The sequence below is a fragment of the Pseudomonas sp. DSP3-2-3 genome, from assembly GCF_049898225.1.
Classification (GTDB): Bacteria; Pseudomonadota; Gammaproteobacteria; order Pseudomonadales; family Pseudomonadaceae; genus Aquipseudomonas.
This window is the reverse complement of sequence record NZ_JAFCXH010000004.1, coordinates 207456-225279: the sequence shown is the minus strand read 5'-3', so window position 1 is coordinate 225279 and position 17824 is coordinate 207456. Positions and strand designations below refer to the sequence as shown.

General features: G+C 60.3%; 11 protein-coding genes. 6 read left to right on the top strand and 5 right to left on the bottom strand.

Features of this window, described 5'->3' with window-relative positions:
• Window positions 1-61 precede the first annotated feature (61 nt).
• The 6 genes from ACP7E4_RS07000 to ACP7E4_RS06975 all read left to right on the top strand — a co-directional run bounded on the left by ACP7E4_RS07000 (window position 62) and on the right by ACP7E4_RS06975 (window position 11311).
• On the top strand, window positions 62-1138 hold the full coding sequence (locus tag ACP7E4_RS07000; RefSeq protein WP_426112688.1) for an HlyD family secretion protein: 1077 nt from the start codon (window positions 62-64) through the stop codon (window positions 1136-1138).
• The gene (gene rbbA / locus ACP7E4_RS06995; RefSeq protein WP_426112690.1) at window positions 1135-3870 is read left to right on the top strand and encodes a ribosome-associated ATPase/putative transporter RbbA; all 2736 of its coding nucleotides are present in this window, start codon (window positions 1135-1137) and stop codon (window positions 3868-3870) included. The genes ACP7E4_RS07000 and rbbA overlap by 4 nt, the downstream gene beginning before the upstream one ends.
• 1 nt (window position 3871) lies before the next feature.
• Window positions 3872-4987, top strand: coding sequence for an ABC transporter permease (locus tag ACP7E4_RS06990; protein ID WP_426112692.1), 1116 nt, complete (start codon window positions 3872-3874; stop codon window positions 4985-4987).
• A 134-nt stretch (window positions 4988-5121) separates the two neighbouring features.
• On the top strand, window positions 5122-7620 hold the full coding sequence (locus ACP7E4_RS06985; protein ID WP_426112694.1) for a phosphoketolase family protein: 2499 nt from the start codon (window positions 5122-5124) through the stop codon (window positions 7618-7620).
• 15 nt (window positions 7621-7635) lie between these two features.
• Window positions 7636-10149: an alpha-glucan family phosphorylase gene (glgP, locus tag ACP7E4_RS06980; protein ID WP_426112696.1), complete on the top strand. Its 2514-nt coding sequence runs from the start codon at window positions 7636-7638 to the stop codon at window positions 10147-10149.
• Between the two features lie 154 nt (window positions 10150-10303).
• Window positions 10304-11311 (top strand): alpha/beta fold hydrolase, encoded by a 1008-nt coding sequence (locus ACP7E4_RS06975; RefSeq protein ID WP_426112698.1) that lies wholly within the window; start codon window positions 10304-10306, stop codon window positions 11309-11311.
• A gap of 39 nt (window positions 11312-11350) precedes the next feature.
• Here ACP7E4_RS06975 and ACP7E4_RS06970 read toward each other — a convergent pair whose 3' ends face one another.
• The 5 genes from ACP7E4_RS06970 to ACP7E4_RS06950 form a co-directional block, all read right to left on the bottom strand.
• Window positions 11351-12550, bottom strand: coding sequence for an acetate/propionate family kinase (locus ACP7E4_RS06970; protein ID WP_426112700.1), 1200 nt, complete (start codon window positions 12548-12550; stop codon window positions 11351-11353).
• A complete protein-coding gene (locus tag ACP7E4_RS06965; RefSeq protein ID WP_426112702.1) occupies window positions 12547-13974 on the bottom strand; it encodes a bifunctional enoyl-CoA hydratase/phosphate acetyltransferase in 1428 nt (475 codons plus the stop codon). The genes ACP7E4_RS06970 and ACP7E4_RS06965 overlap by 4 nt, the downstream gene beginning before the upstream one ends.
• A 229-nt stretch (window positions 13975-14203) precedes the next feature.
• Entirely contained in the window at window positions 14204-15433 is a 1230-nt protein-coding gene (locus tag ACP7E4_RS06960; RefSeq protein WP_426112704.1) for an OprD family porin, read from the bottom strand.
• Window positions 15434-15524: 91 nt separating this feature from the next.
• Entirely contained in the window at window positions 15525-16838 is a 1314-nt protein-coding gene (locus ACP7E4_RS06955; protein ID WP_426112706.1) for a dicarboxylate/amino acid:cation symporter, read from the bottom strand.
• A gap of 55 nt (window positions 16839-16893) precedes the next feature.
• Window positions 16894-17757 carry an amidohydrolase family protein gene (locus tag ACP7E4_RS06950; protein WP_426112708.1) on the bottom strand — a complete coding sequence of 288 codons (864 nt, stop codon included), beginning with the start codon at window positions 17755-17757 and terminating at the stop codon, window positions 16894-16896.
• Window positions 17758-17824 lie beyond the last annotated feature (67 nt).

The following is a 17824-nucleotide window of genomic DNA, read 5'->3' as shown; positions in this document are numbered from 1 at the left end:
AGCCACAGCGACTAACCGGTCCACGGACGTCCGTTGTCCATTGAGCACTAAGGAAAAGTGGATGCACGTTGAATTCAAGAAGCAGTGGATCAAGTACGCGTTGGGCGGCGTCATCATTGGCGGTTTGGGAATCTGGATGTGGTTGGCGCTGCGGCCCGGCGGGTTGGGGGAGGGTTTCGCCAGTGGCAACGGACGCATCGAGGCCACTGAAATCGATGTCGCCACCAAGCTGGCCGGGCGGATATTGACCATCGCGGTGGATGAAGGCGACTTCGTTCAGCCCGGGCAGGTCATCGCGACCATGGATGTGCAGGTGCTGGATGCCCAGCTTAAACAGGCTCAGGCTCAGGTTCGGCAGGCCGACAACGCGGTGCTGACTGCCGAGGCGGTGGTTGAACAGCGCGAAAACGAAAAGAATGCCGCCGAAGCGGAGGTCAACCAGCGTATCGCCGAGTTGACGGCTGCGCAGAAGCGCTATGGCCGCACCGATCAATTGATCAAGTACAACGCTGTGGCCCGCCAGCAACTGGACGATGACCTGGCCGTGCAGCAGAGCAAGCAAGCGGCAGTCGCATCGGCTCGGGCGCAGGTCTGGTCGGCCAAGGCGGCAATCATTGCGGCAAAATCCCAGGTCATCGAGGCGCAGTCGACGGTTGAAGCGCTTCAGGCGGGGGTTGATCGTTTGCAGGCCGATATTACCGACAGCCAGCTCAAGACCGACCGCGTGGCCCGTGTGCAGTATCGGGTTGCCCAGCCGGGCGAAGTGTTGGCGGCCGGCGGCAAAGTGCTGAATCTGGTGGACCTGAATGATGTCTACCTGACGTTCTTCTTGCCCACTGGCCAGGCGGGTCGTGTCGCGCTGGGTTCGGATGTGCGGGTGATTCTGGATGCAGCGCCGCAGTATGTGATTCCGGCGCAAGTCAGTTATGTCGCCAGCGTCGCGCAGTTCACGCCCAAGACCGTGGAGACCACCAGCGAGCGGGAAAAACTGATGTTCCGGGTCAAGGCGCGGATCGATCGCAAACTTCTGGAGAAACACCTCAATCAGGTCAAGACCGGCTTGCCGGGTGTGGCCTGGCTCAAACTTGATGCCGATGCGCAATGGCCGGCCCAACTTCAGATCAACGTGCCGCAATGACGGCGCCTGGGCTCAATGTCGTGGAGCTTGCCGGAATCGGTTTGCACTATGGCAAGCAGGTCGCGCTGGATAACGTTGCGCTGCAGATTCCCGCTGATTGCATGGTGGGCGTGATCGGTCCTGACGGGGTGGGAAAATCGAGCCTGCTGGCGCTGATTTCCGGCGCGCGCAAGCTGCAGCAAGGCACCTTGCAGGTGCTGGGCGGCGATATGGCCAGCGCGGCACATCGGCGGCAGGTTTGCCCGCGCATCGCCTATATGCCGCAGGGGTTGGGCAAGAATCTGTACCCGACGCTGACCGTGTTCGAGAACCTGGATTTTTTCGGGCGGTTGTTCGGCCAGGATGAAGCGGAGCGCAAACGCCGTATCGACGATCTGGTGCGAAGCACGGGCCTGGACGGATTTACCGATCGCCCGGCGGGCAAGCTGTCCGGAGGCATGAAGCAGAAACTCGGCCTGTGTTGCGCGCTGATTCACGACCCGGACTTGCTCATACTCGATGAACCGACCACGGGCGTCGATCCCTTGGCGCGCAATCAGTTCTGGGAGTTGATTGCACGGATTCGCAGCAATCGGCCAGGCATGAGTGTGCTGGTTTCTACTGCGTACATGGACGAAGCCCAGCGCTTTGACTGGCTGATCGCAATGGACGCGGGCAAGGTGCTGGACACCGGAGCGCCGGCGGAACTGTTGCAACGTACGCACAGTGAGAACCTGGAGCAGGCGTTCGTCGCTTTGCTCCCGGAAGAAAAACGGCGCGGTCACCAAACGTTGGTGATCCCTCTACGCAAAACCGAAGACGCCGCAGCGGTGGCCATTGAAGCCCATGGCCTGACCTGTCGCTTCGGGGATTTCGTCGCGGTCGATCACGTGGATTTTCGCATCGAACGCGGCGAGATTTTCGGCTTTCTCGGCTCCAATGGCTGTGGCAAATCGACGACCATGAAAATGCTCACCGGTTTGCAGCCTGCCAGTGAAGGCAAGGCGCTGCTGTTTGGTCAGGAAGTTAATCCCAAGGACATCGAGACCCGCCGCCGGGTGGGCTACATGTCCCAGGGATTTTCTCTGTATGGCGAGCTGACTGTCATACAGAATCTGGAACTGCACGCCCGGTTGTTTCATCTGCCCAACGCGCTACAGGGGCCGCGCATCAAGGAAATGCTTGAGCGCTTTGACCTGATTTCAGTCACCGACAGCCTGCCCAATGATTTGCCGTTGGGCGTGCGGCAGCGCTTGTCGCTGGCCGTCGCGGTGATTCACAAACCGGAGGTGTTGATTCTCGATGAGCCCACTTCCGGCGTGGACCCGGTTGCTCGGGACAACTTCTGGGCGCTGCTGATTCAGTTGTCCCGGGAGGAGGGCGTGACGATCTTCATTTCCACGCACTTCATGAACGAAGCGCTGCGCTGCGACCGGATATCGATGATGCATGCCGGCCGCGTCCTGGACAGCGGCACCCCTCAGGCCTTGATGAGCAAACGCGGCCTGCCGACGCTGGAAGCGACATTCATCGCCTACCTTGAGGATGTCGCCGATACACGGGCCGCTCCCGATATGGCGCCCACTTCTACGCAAGCAGGCGTCACCACAAAAACCCTGCCGCGTTCGGGATTCAGCTGGCAGCGCCTGTTCAGCTACAGCCGCCGCGAAGCCATGGAACTGCGCCGCGACCCCTTTCGCGCGACCCTCGCACTGCTTGGCACCGGCCTGTTGATGCTGATCATGGGCTACGGCATCAACCTGGACGTCGAGAACCTGCGCTATGCCGTCCTCGACCGAGATCAGACTGGCGCGAGTCAGGAGTACATGCTCAATCTCTCCGGCTCGCGTTACTTCATCGAGAAGCAGGCGCTGCATGATTACGATGAGCTGGATCAACGACTGCGCAGTGGAGATATCAGCCTGGCGGTGGAGATCCCTCCCGGTTTCGGTCGTGACTTGAAACGCGGCAGCCATCCGCAAGTGGGCTTCTGGGTGGACGGCGCCATGCCGACTCGTGCAGAAACCATCAAGGGTTACGTGGCTGGCATTCATGCGAGCTATTTGCAGCAACGATTGCTGGAAACCACCGGCACGGAACAAAGCAGCCCCGTTGATATTGCCTTGCGCTATCGCTACAACCCGGATGTGCAAAGCCTGCCGGCGATGGTGCCAGCGGTAATTCCGCTGTTGCTGATGCTGATTCCGGCCATGCTCACGGCGCTGGGCGTGGTCCGGGAAAAGGAACTGGGCTCGATCACCAACCTGTACGTCACACCGGTAACGCGCCTGGAATTTCTGCTGGGCAAGCAACTGACCTACATCGCGCTGGGGATGATCAATTTCTTCATCCTGTTGGTGCTGGCGCTGCTGGTCTTCGACATTGCCGTGAAGGGCAGTCTGGTCACCCTGATCATCGGCGCCTTGCTGTACATCATCTGCTCCACCGGCATGGGCCTGCTCATGTCCTCGGTCCTCTCCAGTCAGATCGCGGCGATTTTCGGCACGGCGATCATTACTCTGTTGCCTGCGACCCAGTTTTCCGGGCTGCTTGACCCGGTTTCGTCCCTGGAGGGAATAGGTGCGCTGGTGGGCAATATCTATCCGACCAGCCACTTCCTGACCATCAGTCGCGGAGTGTTTTCCAAGGGATTGGGGCTGGCGGACCTATATGCGTATTTCATCCCTCTGCTGATCGCCATTCCGGTGCTGACTTTGCTCAGTGCCGCCGGCCTCAAGAAGCAGGAGGTCTGAGATGTCCAGTTTCTCCAACATCCTGCAACTGGGCATCAAGGAGCTGCGCAGCCTGTATCACGATCCGGCATTGCTGCTGTTGATCGTTTTTTCGTTCACCCTGGGTATTTATGCGGCGGCGACCAAGGTGCCCGAGTCGCCCCATCGCGCCACCATGGGCGTGATCGACGAGGATCAGTCCCAGGCCTCGAACCGGATTATCAATGCGTTTCAGATGCCGTACTTTCTAAAGCCGGTGCCGATCGATTTCACCCAGATTGATCGGGGCATGGACGCCGGGATCTACACGTTCACCCTGAATATCCCGGCGCGTTTCCAGCAAGACTTGCTCGCCGGCCGTCAGCCGACCGTTCAGGTAAACGTTGATGCGACCCAGATCAGTCAGGCGTTCACGGGAGCCGGTTACATACAGCAGATCATCGGCACTGAAGTCGCAGAGTTTCTCAAACACTATCGCAGCGCCACGGTGGAGGAAGTCACGGCCGTGGTGCACATGGAGTTCAACCCGAACCTGGTTTCCACATGGTTCGGCGCCATCAACGAGGTGATCAACCAAATCACCATGCTGTCGATTATTCTCACCGGCGCCGCGCTGATTCGTGAGCGTGAGCACGGGACCATTGAACACTTGCTGGTAATGCCCATCACACCGCTGGAGATCATGATCGCCAAGGTCTGGTCCATGGCGCTGGTGGTGTTGGCGGCAGCCGCGTTGTCGATGTTTTTTGTCGTCGAAAAATGGCTGCAGGTGCCGCTGCATGGTTCGTTTTTGCTGTTTCTGGGCGCCGCGGCCCTGCATTTGTTCGCGACCACGTCCATCGGGATTTTCTACGGCACGCTGGCGCGCTCCATGCCGCAGTTGGGGCTGCTGATCATCCTGACGTTGATCCCGCTGCAGATTCTCTCCGGCGGCGTGACGCCCAGGGAAAGCATGCCGGTGGCGGTACAGAACATCATGCTGGTGGCGCCGACCACGCATTTCGTCGAGCTGAGCCAGGCAATCCTGTTTCGTGGGGCTTCGTTGTCGATCATCTGGCCGCAACTGCTCGCGCTGCTGGTCATCGGCAGTGTGTTCTTTTTCGTCGCCCTGTCACGTTTGCGCAAATCACTGAATTAGCGGTCGGTTGGCGTTGCTGCCATCGGCTGTTCGTCGCCCGCGAACGGACCAATCCGGCCCAATCTGGCTGAGCCGTCTACGCTGCACCTTTGCCATGGCATTCGAAGCCTTTACAACGTCCCTCTGGAGCCGTCATGTATACCTTCAATCCACTGCTTTCCAGCGCTGACCAAGTGTCCGCGCCAACCGCCCTCAACGCTTGCTCCGACAGTACCGGCCCGCTCAGCGACGAGTTGCTCGGGCGCATGCATCGCTACTGGAACGCCGCCAATTACCTGTGCGTCGGCCAGATCTACCTCAAGGCCAACGCCCTGCTGCGCGAACCGCTGACCGCCGGGCACATCAAGCCTCGTCTGCTGGGACATTGGGGCACTTCGGCAGGGCAGAACTTCATCTACGTGCACTTGAACCGGCTGATCAGCGAGCAGCGCGTCGAGGTGGTGTACATTTCCGGGCCCGGGCACGGCGGGCCGACCCTTAACGCGTGCGCCTGGCTGGAAGGCACCTACAGTGACGTGCATCCCGATATCACGCCGGACGCCAACGGCATGCTGCGTTTTTTCCGTAGTTTCTCCACGCCGGGCGGGGTTCCCAGTCATTGCGGCCCGCATACGCCCAATTCCTTGCATGAAGGCGGTGAGCTGGGCTATTCGCTGGTCCACGCGTTTGGCGCGGCCTTCGATAACCCGGATCTGCTGGTGGCGTGCGTGATCGGCGACGGCGAGGCTGAGACCTGCCCGCTGGAAGGCAGCTGGAAAAGTATTCGCTTCCTCAACCCGCTGCGCGACGGCGCGGTGTTGCCGATTCTGCACCTCAATGGCTACAAGATTTCCGGCCCGACGGTTGAGGCGCGTACCGACGATGCGGATTTGATCGCTCTGTACAGAGGGCGCGGTTACGAGCCGATCATCGTTGCCGGGGACGATTTGCCGGGCATGCATCAACGTTTCGCTGCTGCACTGGACAGCTGCTATGGCGATATCCGTGACATCCAGCAGCGTGCCCGACAATACGGCAACGTCGCCCGGGCGCGCTGGCCGATGATTATTTTGCGCAGCCCCAAAGGCTGGACCGGCCCGAAAGTCGTGGATGATCTGCCGGTCGAGGGCACCTTTCGCGCGCATCAGGTGCCGCTGGCCAATGTGATTCAGAACCCCGCGCACCTGGTTCAGCTCGAAGCATGGATGCGCAGTTATTCGCCGCAGACGCTGTTCGACGAGGAGGGTGCGCTGGTCGCGGAACTCAAGGCCCTCAACCCGCCAGCGGCATTGCGCATGGGCGCAGTGCCCCACGTCAACGGTGGGCGCGTGCTGACCGCGCTGGACCTGCCGGATTTCGCTAACTACGGCCTGGAAGTGCCTGGCCCCGGCCAGGTAATTGCCGAAGCGCCGCGCAAACTTGGGGAATACTTGCGCGACGTGATTCGCGCCAACCCGGATAATTTCCGCGTGTTCGGGCCTGATGAAACCAACTCCAATCGTCTCAATGCGGTCTTCGAAGCCACCAATCGGACCGCAGCCGGGCCGCTGTTGAGCATCGATGAGCACATCGCCGCGGACGGCCGGGTTATGGAGGTGCTCAGCGAGCATTTGTGCGAAGGCTGGCTGGAAGGCTATCTGCTGACCGGGCGCCATGGCATGTGGTCGACCTATGAAGCGTTCGCCCAGGTGGTGGATTCCATGGTCACCCAGCACGCCAAATGGTTGCAGCAGAGCCTGGAGTTTCCTTGGCGCCGGCCGCTGGCTTCCCTCAACGTGCTGCTCACCAGCCACGCCTGGCGCAACGACCACAACGGTTTCAGTCACCAGTCCACCGGCTTTGTCGACAACGTCCTGCAGCGCCGTTCGGATGTGGTGCGTATCTACTATCCGCCGGATTCCAACTGTCTGGTCAATGTGTTCGATCACTGCCTGCGCAGTCGCAATTACGTGAACGTGGTGACTTGCGGCAAGCAGCCGGATTTCCAGTGGCTGGATTTTCAGGCCGCCCTCAAGCATTGCTCCCAGGGCGCTTCGATCTGGAAGTTCGCCAGCAATGACGACGGCGAGCCGGATGTGGTGCTGGGCTGCGCCGGGGACGTGCCAACCACTGAAGCCGTCGCCGCCGCCTGGTTATTGCAAAAGCATGTGCCGGGCATTCGCGTGCGCCTGGTCAACGTGGTTGATCTGGGCACACTCAGCAGTCCGCAACAGCGTCCGCATGGCATGGATCACGTATCGTTCGAGGCGCTGTTCACCCGGGAAGCACCGGTGATGTTCGCCTTCCACGGTTCGACCTGGGTGATCCATTCCATGGTTCATGGCCGGGCCAACGAAGCGCGTTTTCACGTGCGCGGCTTCTCCGATCAAGGCACCACCACCACGCCATTCGACATGGTGGTCCTCAACAATATGAGTCGTTATCAACTGGCGCTGGATGCGCTGAGCCATGTGCCGCGCCTGCGCCTGCAAAGCCAGGATGCGATCAGTTATCTCGAAGGTCAGCTGCGCGCGCATCACGCCTACATCCGCGAGCATTTCGAGGACCTGCCGGAGATCCGCAACTGGCGCTGGACCGATGACTTCAGTCAGCCCGACAGCCCGCCGCCGTTGGCCAAGGGGCATACCCGTGGTCAAACCTTTACCGACGCCTGATCCGGGGGATACTCAATGCCGCACAGCACCTGGCACGATCCGAGCTTCGAAACGCTTCGCCAATTGGCTTTCGACCAGTCAATCCGCTGGTCGAGTCTGAACGATGACATCTGGCGCAGCCTGGACAGCGCGTTATGGGATCTGACTCATAATCCGTGCCTGGTGCTCAATTCAGTGTCCACGCAGCGCATTGCCGTGCTGCTGGCGGACAATCACTTCCATGGGCGGGTCGCGCACATTGCCCGCTCGCATGCAGAGATATTGGCCCGGCCTTCCTGGTTCGACGATCACAAACAGGCCAGTCATCTGGGCTGCGTGGCGTACTTTTCCATGGAATACATGCTCAGTGAGGCGTTGCCGATTTATTCCGGCGGGCTGGGCAATGTCGCGGGCGACCAACTCAAGGCCGCGAGCGATCTGGGTGTGCCAGTGGTGGCGGTGGGCATGCTCTGGCAACACGGATATTTTCGGCAGGAAATCGGTCCGGACGGGGCGCAACAGCCGTTGTATCCGGTCAATGATACTCGGCAACTGCCGGTCGAACCGCTGTTGCGTCCTGATGGCAGCCTGTTGCGCCTGGCCTTCGAGTTGCCCGGTCTGACGGTATGGCTGCGGGGTTGGCGGGCGACTGTGGGTGGTAATCGATTGCTGCTGCTGGACAGCAATGACCCGGCCAATCCACCGCCTGTGCGCCTGATCACCAGCCAGCTGTATGGCGGCGATCTGGAGATGCGCCTGCGTCAGGAGATCGTCCTTGGCATTGGCGGCTGGCGCTTGCTGGAGGCAGCCGGCTACGCGCCGGATGTCCTGCATTTGAACGATGGGCATGCCGCGTTCGCGGTGCTGGAGCGGGTGCGCAGTTACATGCAGGCGCAGCGCGTCAGTTTCAGCGTGGCCTTGACGGCCACCCGTGCCGGTAATCTGTTCACCACCCATACGCCGGTCAAGGCAGGTTTTGACTGCTTTTCCGCGCAGCTCATCGACAAATATCTGGAGCGTTATATCCAGCAGGAGCTGGATCAGCCTGTTTCGGCGATCCTTGCCCTGGGACGTCAAAATGGCGATGACGCGCAGGAGCCGTTCAATATGGCCTATCTGGCGGCGCATTGCTGCGGCGCGATCAATGGGGTCAGCAAACTTCATGGCGCCACCAGCCGGCATATCTTTCAGAACCTGTTTCCACGCTGGCCAACCCCTGCGGTGCCCATCGGCCATGTCACCAACGGCGTGCATCATCCCACCTGGATTTCCCGTGAGTCGGAGGAGTACTGGCAAGCCCTGCATGGTGAAATGCTGCCGTGGCGAGGCTTCAGCGAGCCCCGTGTCGCTGAATTCTTCACGCAGGTCGATGACGCGCAGCTTTGGGGCTTTCGTGGCCGGGTGCGCAGCTGGCTGGTCCAGTTCGCGCGTACGCATCTGGCACGCAGCGCAGCGGTACACAGTGCGTCGCTGGCGGTGATCGAATCCATGGGCAATCTGTTCGATCCCGAGGTTCTCACCCTTGGTTTTGCCCGGCGCTTCGCCAGCTACAAGCGCCCCAATCTGCTGCTGCAAGACCCGGAGCGACTGCTGCGGATTCTCAATCATCCCAGTCGTCCGGTGCAGTTGCTGATTGCTGGCAAGGCGCATCCCGCCGATCAGCAGGGTCAGCAGATGATCGCTGCCTGGCAGGCATTCATTGCCCGGCCGGACGTGCAGGGCCGCGTGGCGTTTCTTGATGACTATGACATGCGTGTGGCGCGCAATCTGGTGCAAGGGGTCGACGTGTGGGTTAATACACCGCGTCGTCCGTGGGAGGCCAGTGGCACCAGCGGCATGAAGATCCTCGCCAATGGCGGACTGAATCTTTCGCAACTGGATGGCTGGTGGGCCGAGGCGTGCACCGATGAAGTCGGCTGGGGCATCGGTGACGGTGCCGAGCACGATGAAAGCCATGACATTGTCGATGCGACGCAGCTTTATGAAGTGTTGGAACAGCAGGTTGTTCCAGCGTTTTATGAGCGGGACGCGCAGGGCCTGCCCAGGGACTGGATCAAGCGTATGCGGGCCAGCATGGGCAGCCTGGCGACCCAATATTCAGCTGACCGGGCCGTGCGCGAGTACACCGAGCGTTATTACCTGCCGGCCGCGATTGCCTTTCGGGCGCGTTCGGCCCTGGACAATCGGCTGGCCATTCAGCTCAATAATGGCTGTGAACAAATGCATCGGCTTTGGTCGGGGATTCGCTTCCTGGAACAGCAGGTCTCGCGTCAGGCAGGACGTTACCGGGTGACCTTGCAAATGGATCTGGCGGGGCTCTCGCCGGTTTTTCTGCGCGTGCAACTGTATGCCGAAGGTATCAATGGTGCCCCGGCCAAGGCCTGGGATATGCGCGTCGATCCTGCGGGTCGGCGCGATGGTTTGTACACCTATAGCACAGAGGTCCCCGATGATCGCCCGGAGCAGGCGTACACCGCACGAGTGATCGCCGATAGCTCGGCGGGACTGAATGTGCCTCTGGAAATAGGCTTGATTGCCTGGCAGCGCTAACAAAACGGCAACACTGGCGAATCCCTGGCGGTACCGGGTGTCTACTTCCTGCCGCCACCTGTGCAGCCGTCTTGCACAGCCACAGGGTTTCGGACGTAACGAGCGTTGCACCCTGTGGAGTCGCGGTTCGAATTTATCTGCCAGGAGAATCTCTATGCGCGCTGCAACAATCGCCGGCTTCATGCTGGCTGCCGCCTTGCCTTGTGGGGCGATGGCCGACACGCCGGGTTATGGCAAACAGCTGGAAGGGTTCAAATATCCTTACGCGCTGAGTAAATTCGAATTCCAGTCTCAGGGCGAAAATCTGCAAATGGGCTACATGGATGTCGCGGCCAAGGGCAAGGCCAATGGTCACACCGTGGTGCTCATGCACGGCAAGAATTTTTGCGGCGCTACCTGGGAAGACAGCATCAAGGCCCTGAGCGAGGCGGGCTATCGCGTGGTGGCGCCGGACCAGATAGGTTTCTGTACTTCAAGCAAACCGGATCACTACCAGTACAGCTTCCAGCAATTGTCGACCAATACCCATGCCTTGTTGGCGAAGCTGGGTATCGAAAAGGCCGCTGTGGTAGGCCATTCCACTGGCGGGATGCTCGCCACGCGGTATGCGCTGATGTACCCGCAGCAGACCGAAAAGCTGGTGCTGGTCAATCCGATTGGCCTGGAAGACTGGAAAGCCTTGGGCGTGCCGTATCGCAGCGTTGATCAATGGTATGACCGTGAACTGAAGCTGAGCGCTGATGGCATTCGCAAGTACGAACAGAGCACCTATTACGCCGGGCGCTGGAAACCTGAATTCGACAAGTGGGTGGACATGCTAGCGGGTCTGAACAAGGGGCCGGGCCATGAAGCGGTGGCGTGGAACTCGGCGCTGATCTACGACATGATTTTCACCCAACCGGTGTTCTATGAATTCCCCAAACTTCAGGTGCCAACCCTGTTGATGATCGGTGATGCCGACACCACGGCGATTGGCAGCGACATCGCGCCGCCTGAGGTCAAGGCAAAAATCGGTAACTACAAAGTGTTGGGCAAACAGGTCGCGCAAATGATCCCCGGTGCAAAACTGCTGGAATTCCCCGGTATGGGTCACGCGCCGCAGATGGAAGAACCAGCCCAGTTCAACAAGGCACTGATTGCGGATCTGGACGGTAAGCCCTGACCATCGATTGAAATACCCCGTTGGAGTTTTCGGCCCGCGTTACTCCGACTCAGTCAACCGATAAGCCTCCAGCGCGACGACCCATTCTTCATTGGTCGGCTCGACCACCACTTTTACCTTGCTGGCAGGCGTCGAGATCACCGGCGCGTTGGCCTGGTTGGCGGCTTCATCCAGTTCGACGCCCAGATACTGCAGCCCCGCGCACATGCGCGAGCGAATCGCGGCGTTGTGTTCGCCGATGCCCGCCGTGAACACCAGCATGTCCAGGCCACCCAATGCCGCTACCAGCGCTCCGGCTTCGTGAATGAAGCGGCGCAGGTACAGCGCAAGCGCCATGGCGGCGCGAGGTTCATCGGCTTCGACGGCGAGCAGCGCGCGCGGGTCGCTGGAAATGCCGGAAACCCCCAGCAGTCCTGACTCGTGATACAGAATGTGGCTGACTTTTTCCAGGCTGAGTTTCCAGATTTCCATGAGGAAAATCACCGCGCCGGGGTCCATGGCGCCGCTGCGGGTGCCCATCATCAGGCCGTCCAGCGCGGAAAAGCCCATGGTGGTGGCGACGCTTTTCAGATCCCGCATGCCGCACAGGCTGGCACCGCTGCCCAGGTGCGCGACCAGCGTCCGGCCCCGGGCCTGGTCGCCATAGCGCTCGGCAAGGGCAATGGATTGGTAACAATAGGAAAGCCCGTGAAACCCGTAGCGGCGCAGGCCGTTTTCCCAGGCTGACCAAGGCAACGGCAGGATTTTCTCGACGTCCGGCAACGTCTGGTGGAAGGCTGTATCGAAACAAACCACTTGCGCCAGGTCCGGGCGAGTCTGCAGCAGGGTTTCGATGGCTTCCAGGGCGAAGGGTTGATGCAGTGGTGCCAGAGGAATGTAGCTTTTCAGATCGGCCAGCACTTGCGCGTCGATCAATACCGGATTGGCGTATTTGATCCCGCCATGCACGACCCGATGGGCAATGGCCCGCAGAGTTCGGCCGTTCAGCTGCGCCATTACCCGCTGGCGAATATGCCCCAGCGCATCGTGGTACGGCTGATCCTTGCCCAGCGCCAGTGGTTGTTCTTCGCTGCCGTTCTCGCTGATCACCGGATTGGGCCCGGTGATGCCCTCGACCTTGCCGCCCCACAGCGGGATGCGGGCAAGCGGGCTGGATGCGGCATCGAACAGTGCAAACTTGATGCTCGACGAGCCGGCATTGAGGACCAGAATCACCGCGCTGTTGGTGCTGTCAGTCATGGCGGCGTTACCCGATAGTGGTGGGCGACCAGCACGGCAATCGCGCACGAGGCGATGCGCGCTTCCCGTGAATCCGCGCGGCTGGTGAGGACAATCGGCACCTTGGCACCGAGGACGATACCCGCACTGGCCGCACCGCCCAGGTATTCGAGCTGCTTGGCGAGCATGTTGCCGCTTTCCAGATCCGGTACCACCAGAATGTCGGCCTTGCCGGACACCGGCGAGTGGATGCCCTTGATCCGCGCCGCCGCCAGGGAGATGGCATTGTCGAACGCCAGCGGCCCGTCGAGCACCGCGCCGGTAATCTGGCCGCGATCCGCCATCTTGCACAGCGCAGCGGCATCGAGCGTTGCCGGCATGTTGGCGTTCACGGTTTCCACGGCGGCAAGAATCGCCACGTGTGGATTGCTGACGCCCAGGATATGCGCCAGATCGATGGCATTGCGCACGATGTCCACCTTGTCGGCCAGCGCCGGGACGATGTTGATCGCCGCATCGGTGATGATGAATGGCCGGGGATAGAAGGGCGTCTGCATCACGAAACAGTGGGTGATACGCCGTTTGGTGCGCAGCTGCGCGGCCGATGGCACCACGGCCGACATCAATTCGTCGGTGTGCAGGCTGCCTTTCATCAACGCCTCGACCTGGCCGTCGCGGGCCATTTCGGCACCACGCACGGCGGCGGCATGGCTGTGGGGTACGTCTTCGATGGTGAATCCCGCAAGGTCGTGATTGCCCTTGGCAGCCAGGGCTAGCAGCTTGTCCCGTGGGCCGATCAGGATGGGCTCGATCAAGCCGGCATCCCGAGCATCGAGCGCGGCCTCGAAACTCACCTCATCGCATGGATGCACCACCGCGACGCGAATCGGCTCCAGGGTCTGACAGGCTTCCAGCAAGCGATTCAGGCCGTCGGCGCTGTGCCGCAGCTCAATGCCCGGCAGGCTGACCCGATGCACATCGATATGCTCGCTGGCCGCATGCACCAGGGATTCGCCTTCGAGGACCACGACGCCTTCCTGATTGATGCCGCTGCAGGCCAGGGTCAACAGATGCCGCGCTTCATCCCGAGCCGTTACGGTGACCGAAACGGTCAAGGTATCGTCGATGCGCACCGGGGCGAGAAACTTCAGGGTTTGCCCCAGCGACACCGAGCCGGGGCCCGGCAATCGCGTGCCAATCAACGCCGAAATCAACGCGCCGCCCCACATGCCGTGGGCGAAAACCGTGTTGAAGTGAGTGGTCGCGGCAAAATCCGGATCGACGTACAGCGGGTTCACATCACCCGAGACCAGGGCAAACAGCTGAATATCCTGAGCAGTGAGGGTGCGCTGCAACGAAGCCGATTCGCCGAGCAAAATGTCGTCGAAGGCGCGGTTCTGGATTCTATCCAGATCATTGGTCGGGATGGGCATGGAGCTGGTCATGGGTGTTGATCCTGAACGGGGGTCTGTGGCCAGGTCAGCGGGGGCATGGCGGCGGCCTTGTGTACGGAGCAAGCCGGTAGCCTACGCTTCTCTCATGATCAACATGTTGTGGCAGGTCAATTGATGGCTTTGCTCATGGTTCGAAAAAAAAACAGGTGGATGGACCGGCCTCGTCCCGGATGAATCCGGTCCTACAGGGTTCAGGCCATCCAGCGATGCCTGGGCGTTTTCAGAACGAGGTAAACAGGTAGCTGGCGATCAGCCGCGTTTCATCAATGTTTCTTGCGTCATCACTGCGATAAGTCGCATTGCGCACTCTCACCGAGAAACCCTTGAGTTGCCCCTGAAAGGCATAGTTCACGTCTATATCGCGTTCCCATTCGCTCTCGGCACCGACTTTCTTCAAGTGATCACCTTTGATGTAGGCGGTGAAAAAACTCAACCCCGGGATGCCCAGCGCGGCGAAATCGTAACCGTAACGCAGTTGCAGGCTGCGTTCGCCGGCGCTGCCAAAGTCGTGGTATTGGACGTAGTTCGGCAGATAAGGGTTGTTGATATAGGGAAAGCCAGTATCGCCCGCCATGAGCTGCCAGGCCGCCATAACGCTGTGCCCGGTGTCAAAACTGTAGCTCAGCGCGGCGGCGTAAGCCCGGTTATCAACCTCGCCAGCCTTTGCAGCACCGACATCGGAGGCGGTGAACGCGCGCAGATCGGTGGTCAAGGTACCGTTGCCGACACGGCCGTTGTGTACCAGGCCGAAATACTGTTGCCGGTAGGCATCATCAAGTTCGCCGCCGTAATAAGTGGCACTCAGCTCGGGCGTCAGCTTGTAAGTGCCGCCGCCATAACGGTAGTCGCCGCCGATGCCCGTGGCACGATAGCGCCCGTCCTTTGTCGCTAGCGTGATATCCCGCAGGTCAGTGGAGTCGGGCGTGATGGTCTTGTCGAACCGGGCCAGGTTGAGCGTCAGGCGCTCTACGTCCGTGGAGTTGATCTGCCAGCCCTGGAACGTCTGTGGAAGCAATCGGCTGTTGTTGTATTGCAGCACCGGCACTTTGGGCAGCGACATTCCGTAGCGCAATGAGGTTTGCGAAACCTTGAATTTGGCGCCGTATCCCGCCTTTGAATATTCTGGAGCAGCTTCCCCGGAAGCGCGCTTGGGCAGCAGGCCGCTGCCCGAACGATCCGGGCTGGAATCCAGCTGATAACCAGCGAAGATCAATGCATCTGCGCCAAAGCCGATCAGTCCTCCGGTGTAGCCGGACTCATAGTTGAGCAGAAAGCCTTGCGCCCATTCCTCCCTTTTGGACGCGCCGGTGCCATCACGAAAGTCACCGTTGTAGTAGAAGTTGCGGGCTTCGAGGCGAAGCTTGCTGTCGGCAAGGAAACCCTCTGCCAGCGCGGCTTCAACGGAGAGAAATGCAGGTGCAAGCAAAACGGTATACAGAGTGCGGTTCATTTTTATTGTTTTCCTGACGCAGAGAGTCGCTGCTCGGCCGAGGCCGAACAGGGGGACTTTTAAAGTTGTGGGTGTCGACAGGTTTGGTGCGTTAGGACTGGGTACCCAGCTCCCTGGCAAGCATGTCGCGGTCCAGCTCTTTTTCCCACGCCGACACAACCAGCGCGGCAACACCGTTACCGACCAGATTGGTCATCGCCAGGCCCGTTCCCATGAAACGATGGATGCCCAGAATCAAGACCATGCCGGCCACAGGTACCAGCGGCACGACCATCAATGTGCTGGTCAGCATGACAAAGGCCGCGCCGGACACGCCGCTGGCCCCTTTGGAGGTGAGCATGGCGACGATCACCAGCGTCAGTTGCTGTGACAGCGAGAGGTCGATATTCAATGCCTGGGCGATGAACAGCACCGACATCGTCAGGTAAATATTGGTGCCGTCCAGATTGAACGAGTAGCCCGTCGGGATAACCAGCCCGACCACAGGTTTGGAGCAGCCCAGGCGTTCCATTTTCTCCATGATTTGTGGCAGCACCACTTCAGAGGAACTGGTGCCGAGCACCACCAGCAATTCTTCTTTGATGTACGAGATAAAGCGCAGGATGCTGAAGCCGCAGACTCTCGCCACGCCACCCAGAATGAGTACCACGAACAGAGTGCAGAGTAGATAGAAGCTGCCCACCAGCTTCATGAGCGGCAGCAGGGCACCAACGCCGTAGGTGCCCACGGTGAACGCAATGGCACCAAATGCACCGATGGCCGAGAGTTTGGCGATGATGTGCACGATGCGAAAGAACACACTGGAAAGGCCTTCGATGATGTCGTAGACCGGCTTGCCTTTTTCACCCAGGCCGGACAGGGCGCAGCCGAACAGCACTGACACCAGCAAGATGCACAGCACATTGCCCTCGGCAAACGCCTGGACGAAGGTCGACGGAATGATCCCCATGAGGAATTCGACCATGTGCATGTGCTTGGCTTTCTCGGCGAAACCGGTGACCGCCGAGGCATCAAGGCTGTTCACGTCGACATTGAAGCCGCCACCGGGATTGAACAGGTGGCCGCCGATCAAGCCGATGATCAGCGACAGGGTCGAGATCACCTCAAAGTAGAGCAGCGCCTTACCGCCGACCCGACCAACCTTTTTCAGGTCGCGCATCCCGGCGATGCCGCTGACAACGGTGCAGAACACCACCGGGCCGATGATCATCTTGATCAGCTTGATGAACGCATCCCCAAGGGGCTTGAGGTCCGCCGCGAACGTCGGCCAGAAATGGCCGACGGCGATCCCGGCGATGATCCCCAAAAGAACTTGAAAGTACATCGCCTTGTAGAAAGGTTGCCTGGCCTTGACTTTAACGGGCGTCGTTGCGTCGACCTGAGCGGATGCAGGACTGGGATTCATGGCGTTCACTCACTTGAATGTCTTATTTTTGGAGGTGTGACAGGTTTTGCTGCGCTTAGCGTCCGTACAGTTTCATCGGGTTATCGACCAGCAGTTTTTGCCGCAGCAGAGGATCGCGGCAAAAGCTGAACATCAGGTCGACCAGTTCGCCATCGTTGGGCATGTCCTTGCTGATGTTCGGGTGCGGCCAGTCCGTGCCCCACAGGACGCGTTCCGGCGCCAGCTCAATCAAGCGCTGGGCAAAGGGAATGGCATCATCGAATGGCCGGCGACCTGCCGATACACGTTCAGAGCCGCACACTTTGACCCACGCCAGCGGGTTTTCCAGCAATTGCTGCAAGGCCAGGAACGACGCCTGTTCGATGCCGTTCCCGGCGTTGACCCGGCCCATGTGATCGATGATGAAGGGCACCGGTATGCGCGCCAGTCTGTCGGCGTAAGTCAGGATGTCTTGGGCATCCAGGTGCAGGACAACGTGCCAGCCAAAATCGGCCAGGCGATCCACCGTGGTGTCAAAAACCTCAAGGTCCGGCGCGCCACCCAGATGCGCAACGAAGTTGAAGCGCACGGCCCGAACTCCGCCAGCGTCCATCCCGGCGAGCTGCTCGTCGGTCTCACTGCCGTCCACAATCGCGACGCCTCGATAGCGCCCCTCGCTGCGCGCAATGGCGTCCAGCATTGCGCGGTTGTCAGTGCCATGGCAGCTGGCCTGGACGATGACGCCGCGACTGATTCCCAGGTGATCGTGCAAGGCGCGCAACGTTTCGAAAGGTGCGTCGGGCGGGGTGTAGCTGCGGTCTTCGGCGTAAGGAAAAACTGCGGCCGGGCCGAACACATGGCAGTGGGCGTCCCAGGCGCCAGCGGGTAGCGGCTGCTGTGGTTGGGTCGGGTGGGCATCGGGTGCGAGGCAGGTTTTCATCGCGTGTCCTTTTTTGGTCGTTGTTAACGCAAGTGATGACCCATGGTGGTCGCCCCTCTGCGATGTA

Bases quoted from the DNA above. Each gene is read 5' to 3' on its own strand.
- ACP7E4_RS06970 (WP_426112700.1), bottom strand. From the start codon at position 12,550: ATGACTGACAGCACCAACAGCGCGGTGATTCTGGTCCTCAATGCCGGC.
- ACP7E4_RS06975 (WP_426112698.1), top strand. From the start codon at position 10,304: ATGCGCGCTGCAACAATCGCCGGCTTCATGCTGGCTGCCGCCTTGCCT.
- ACP7E4_RS07000 (WP_426112688.1), top strand. From the start codon at position 62: ATGCACGTTGAATTCAAGAAGCAGTGGATCAAGTACGCGTTGGGCGGC.
- ACP7E4_RS06965 (WP_426112702.1), bottom strand. From the start codon at position 13,974: ATGACCAGCTCCATGCCCATCCCGACCAATGATCTGGATAGAATCCAG.
- ACP7E4_RS06950 (WP_426112708.1), bottom strand. From the start codon at position 17,757: ATGAAAACCTGCCTCGCACCCGATGCCCACCCGACCCAACCACAGCAG.
- ACP7E4_RS06960 (WP_426112704.1), bottom strand. From the start codon at position 15,433: ATGAACCGCACTCTGTATACCGTTTTGCTTGCACCTGCATTTCTCTCC.
- ACP7E4_RS06955 (WP_426112706.1), bottom strand. From the start codon at position 16,838: ATGAATCCCAGTCCTGCATCCGCTCAGGTCGACGCAACGACGCCCGTT.
- ACP7E4_RS06985 (WP_426112694.1), top strand. From the start codon at position 5,122: ATGTATACCTTCAATCCACTGCTTTCCAGCGCTGACCAAGTGTCCGCG.
- glgP (WP_426112696.1), top strand. From the start codon at position 7,636: ATGCCGCACAGCACCTGGCACGATCCGAGCTTCGAAACGCTTCGCCAA.
- rbbA (WP_426112690.1), top strand. From the start codon at position 1,135: ATGACGGCGCCTGGGCTCAATGTCGTGGAGCTTGCCGGAATCGGTTTG.
- ACP7E4_RS06990 (WP_426112692.1), top strand. From the start codon at position 3,872: ATGTCCAGTTTCTCCAACATCCTGCAACTGGGCATCAAGGAGCTGCGC.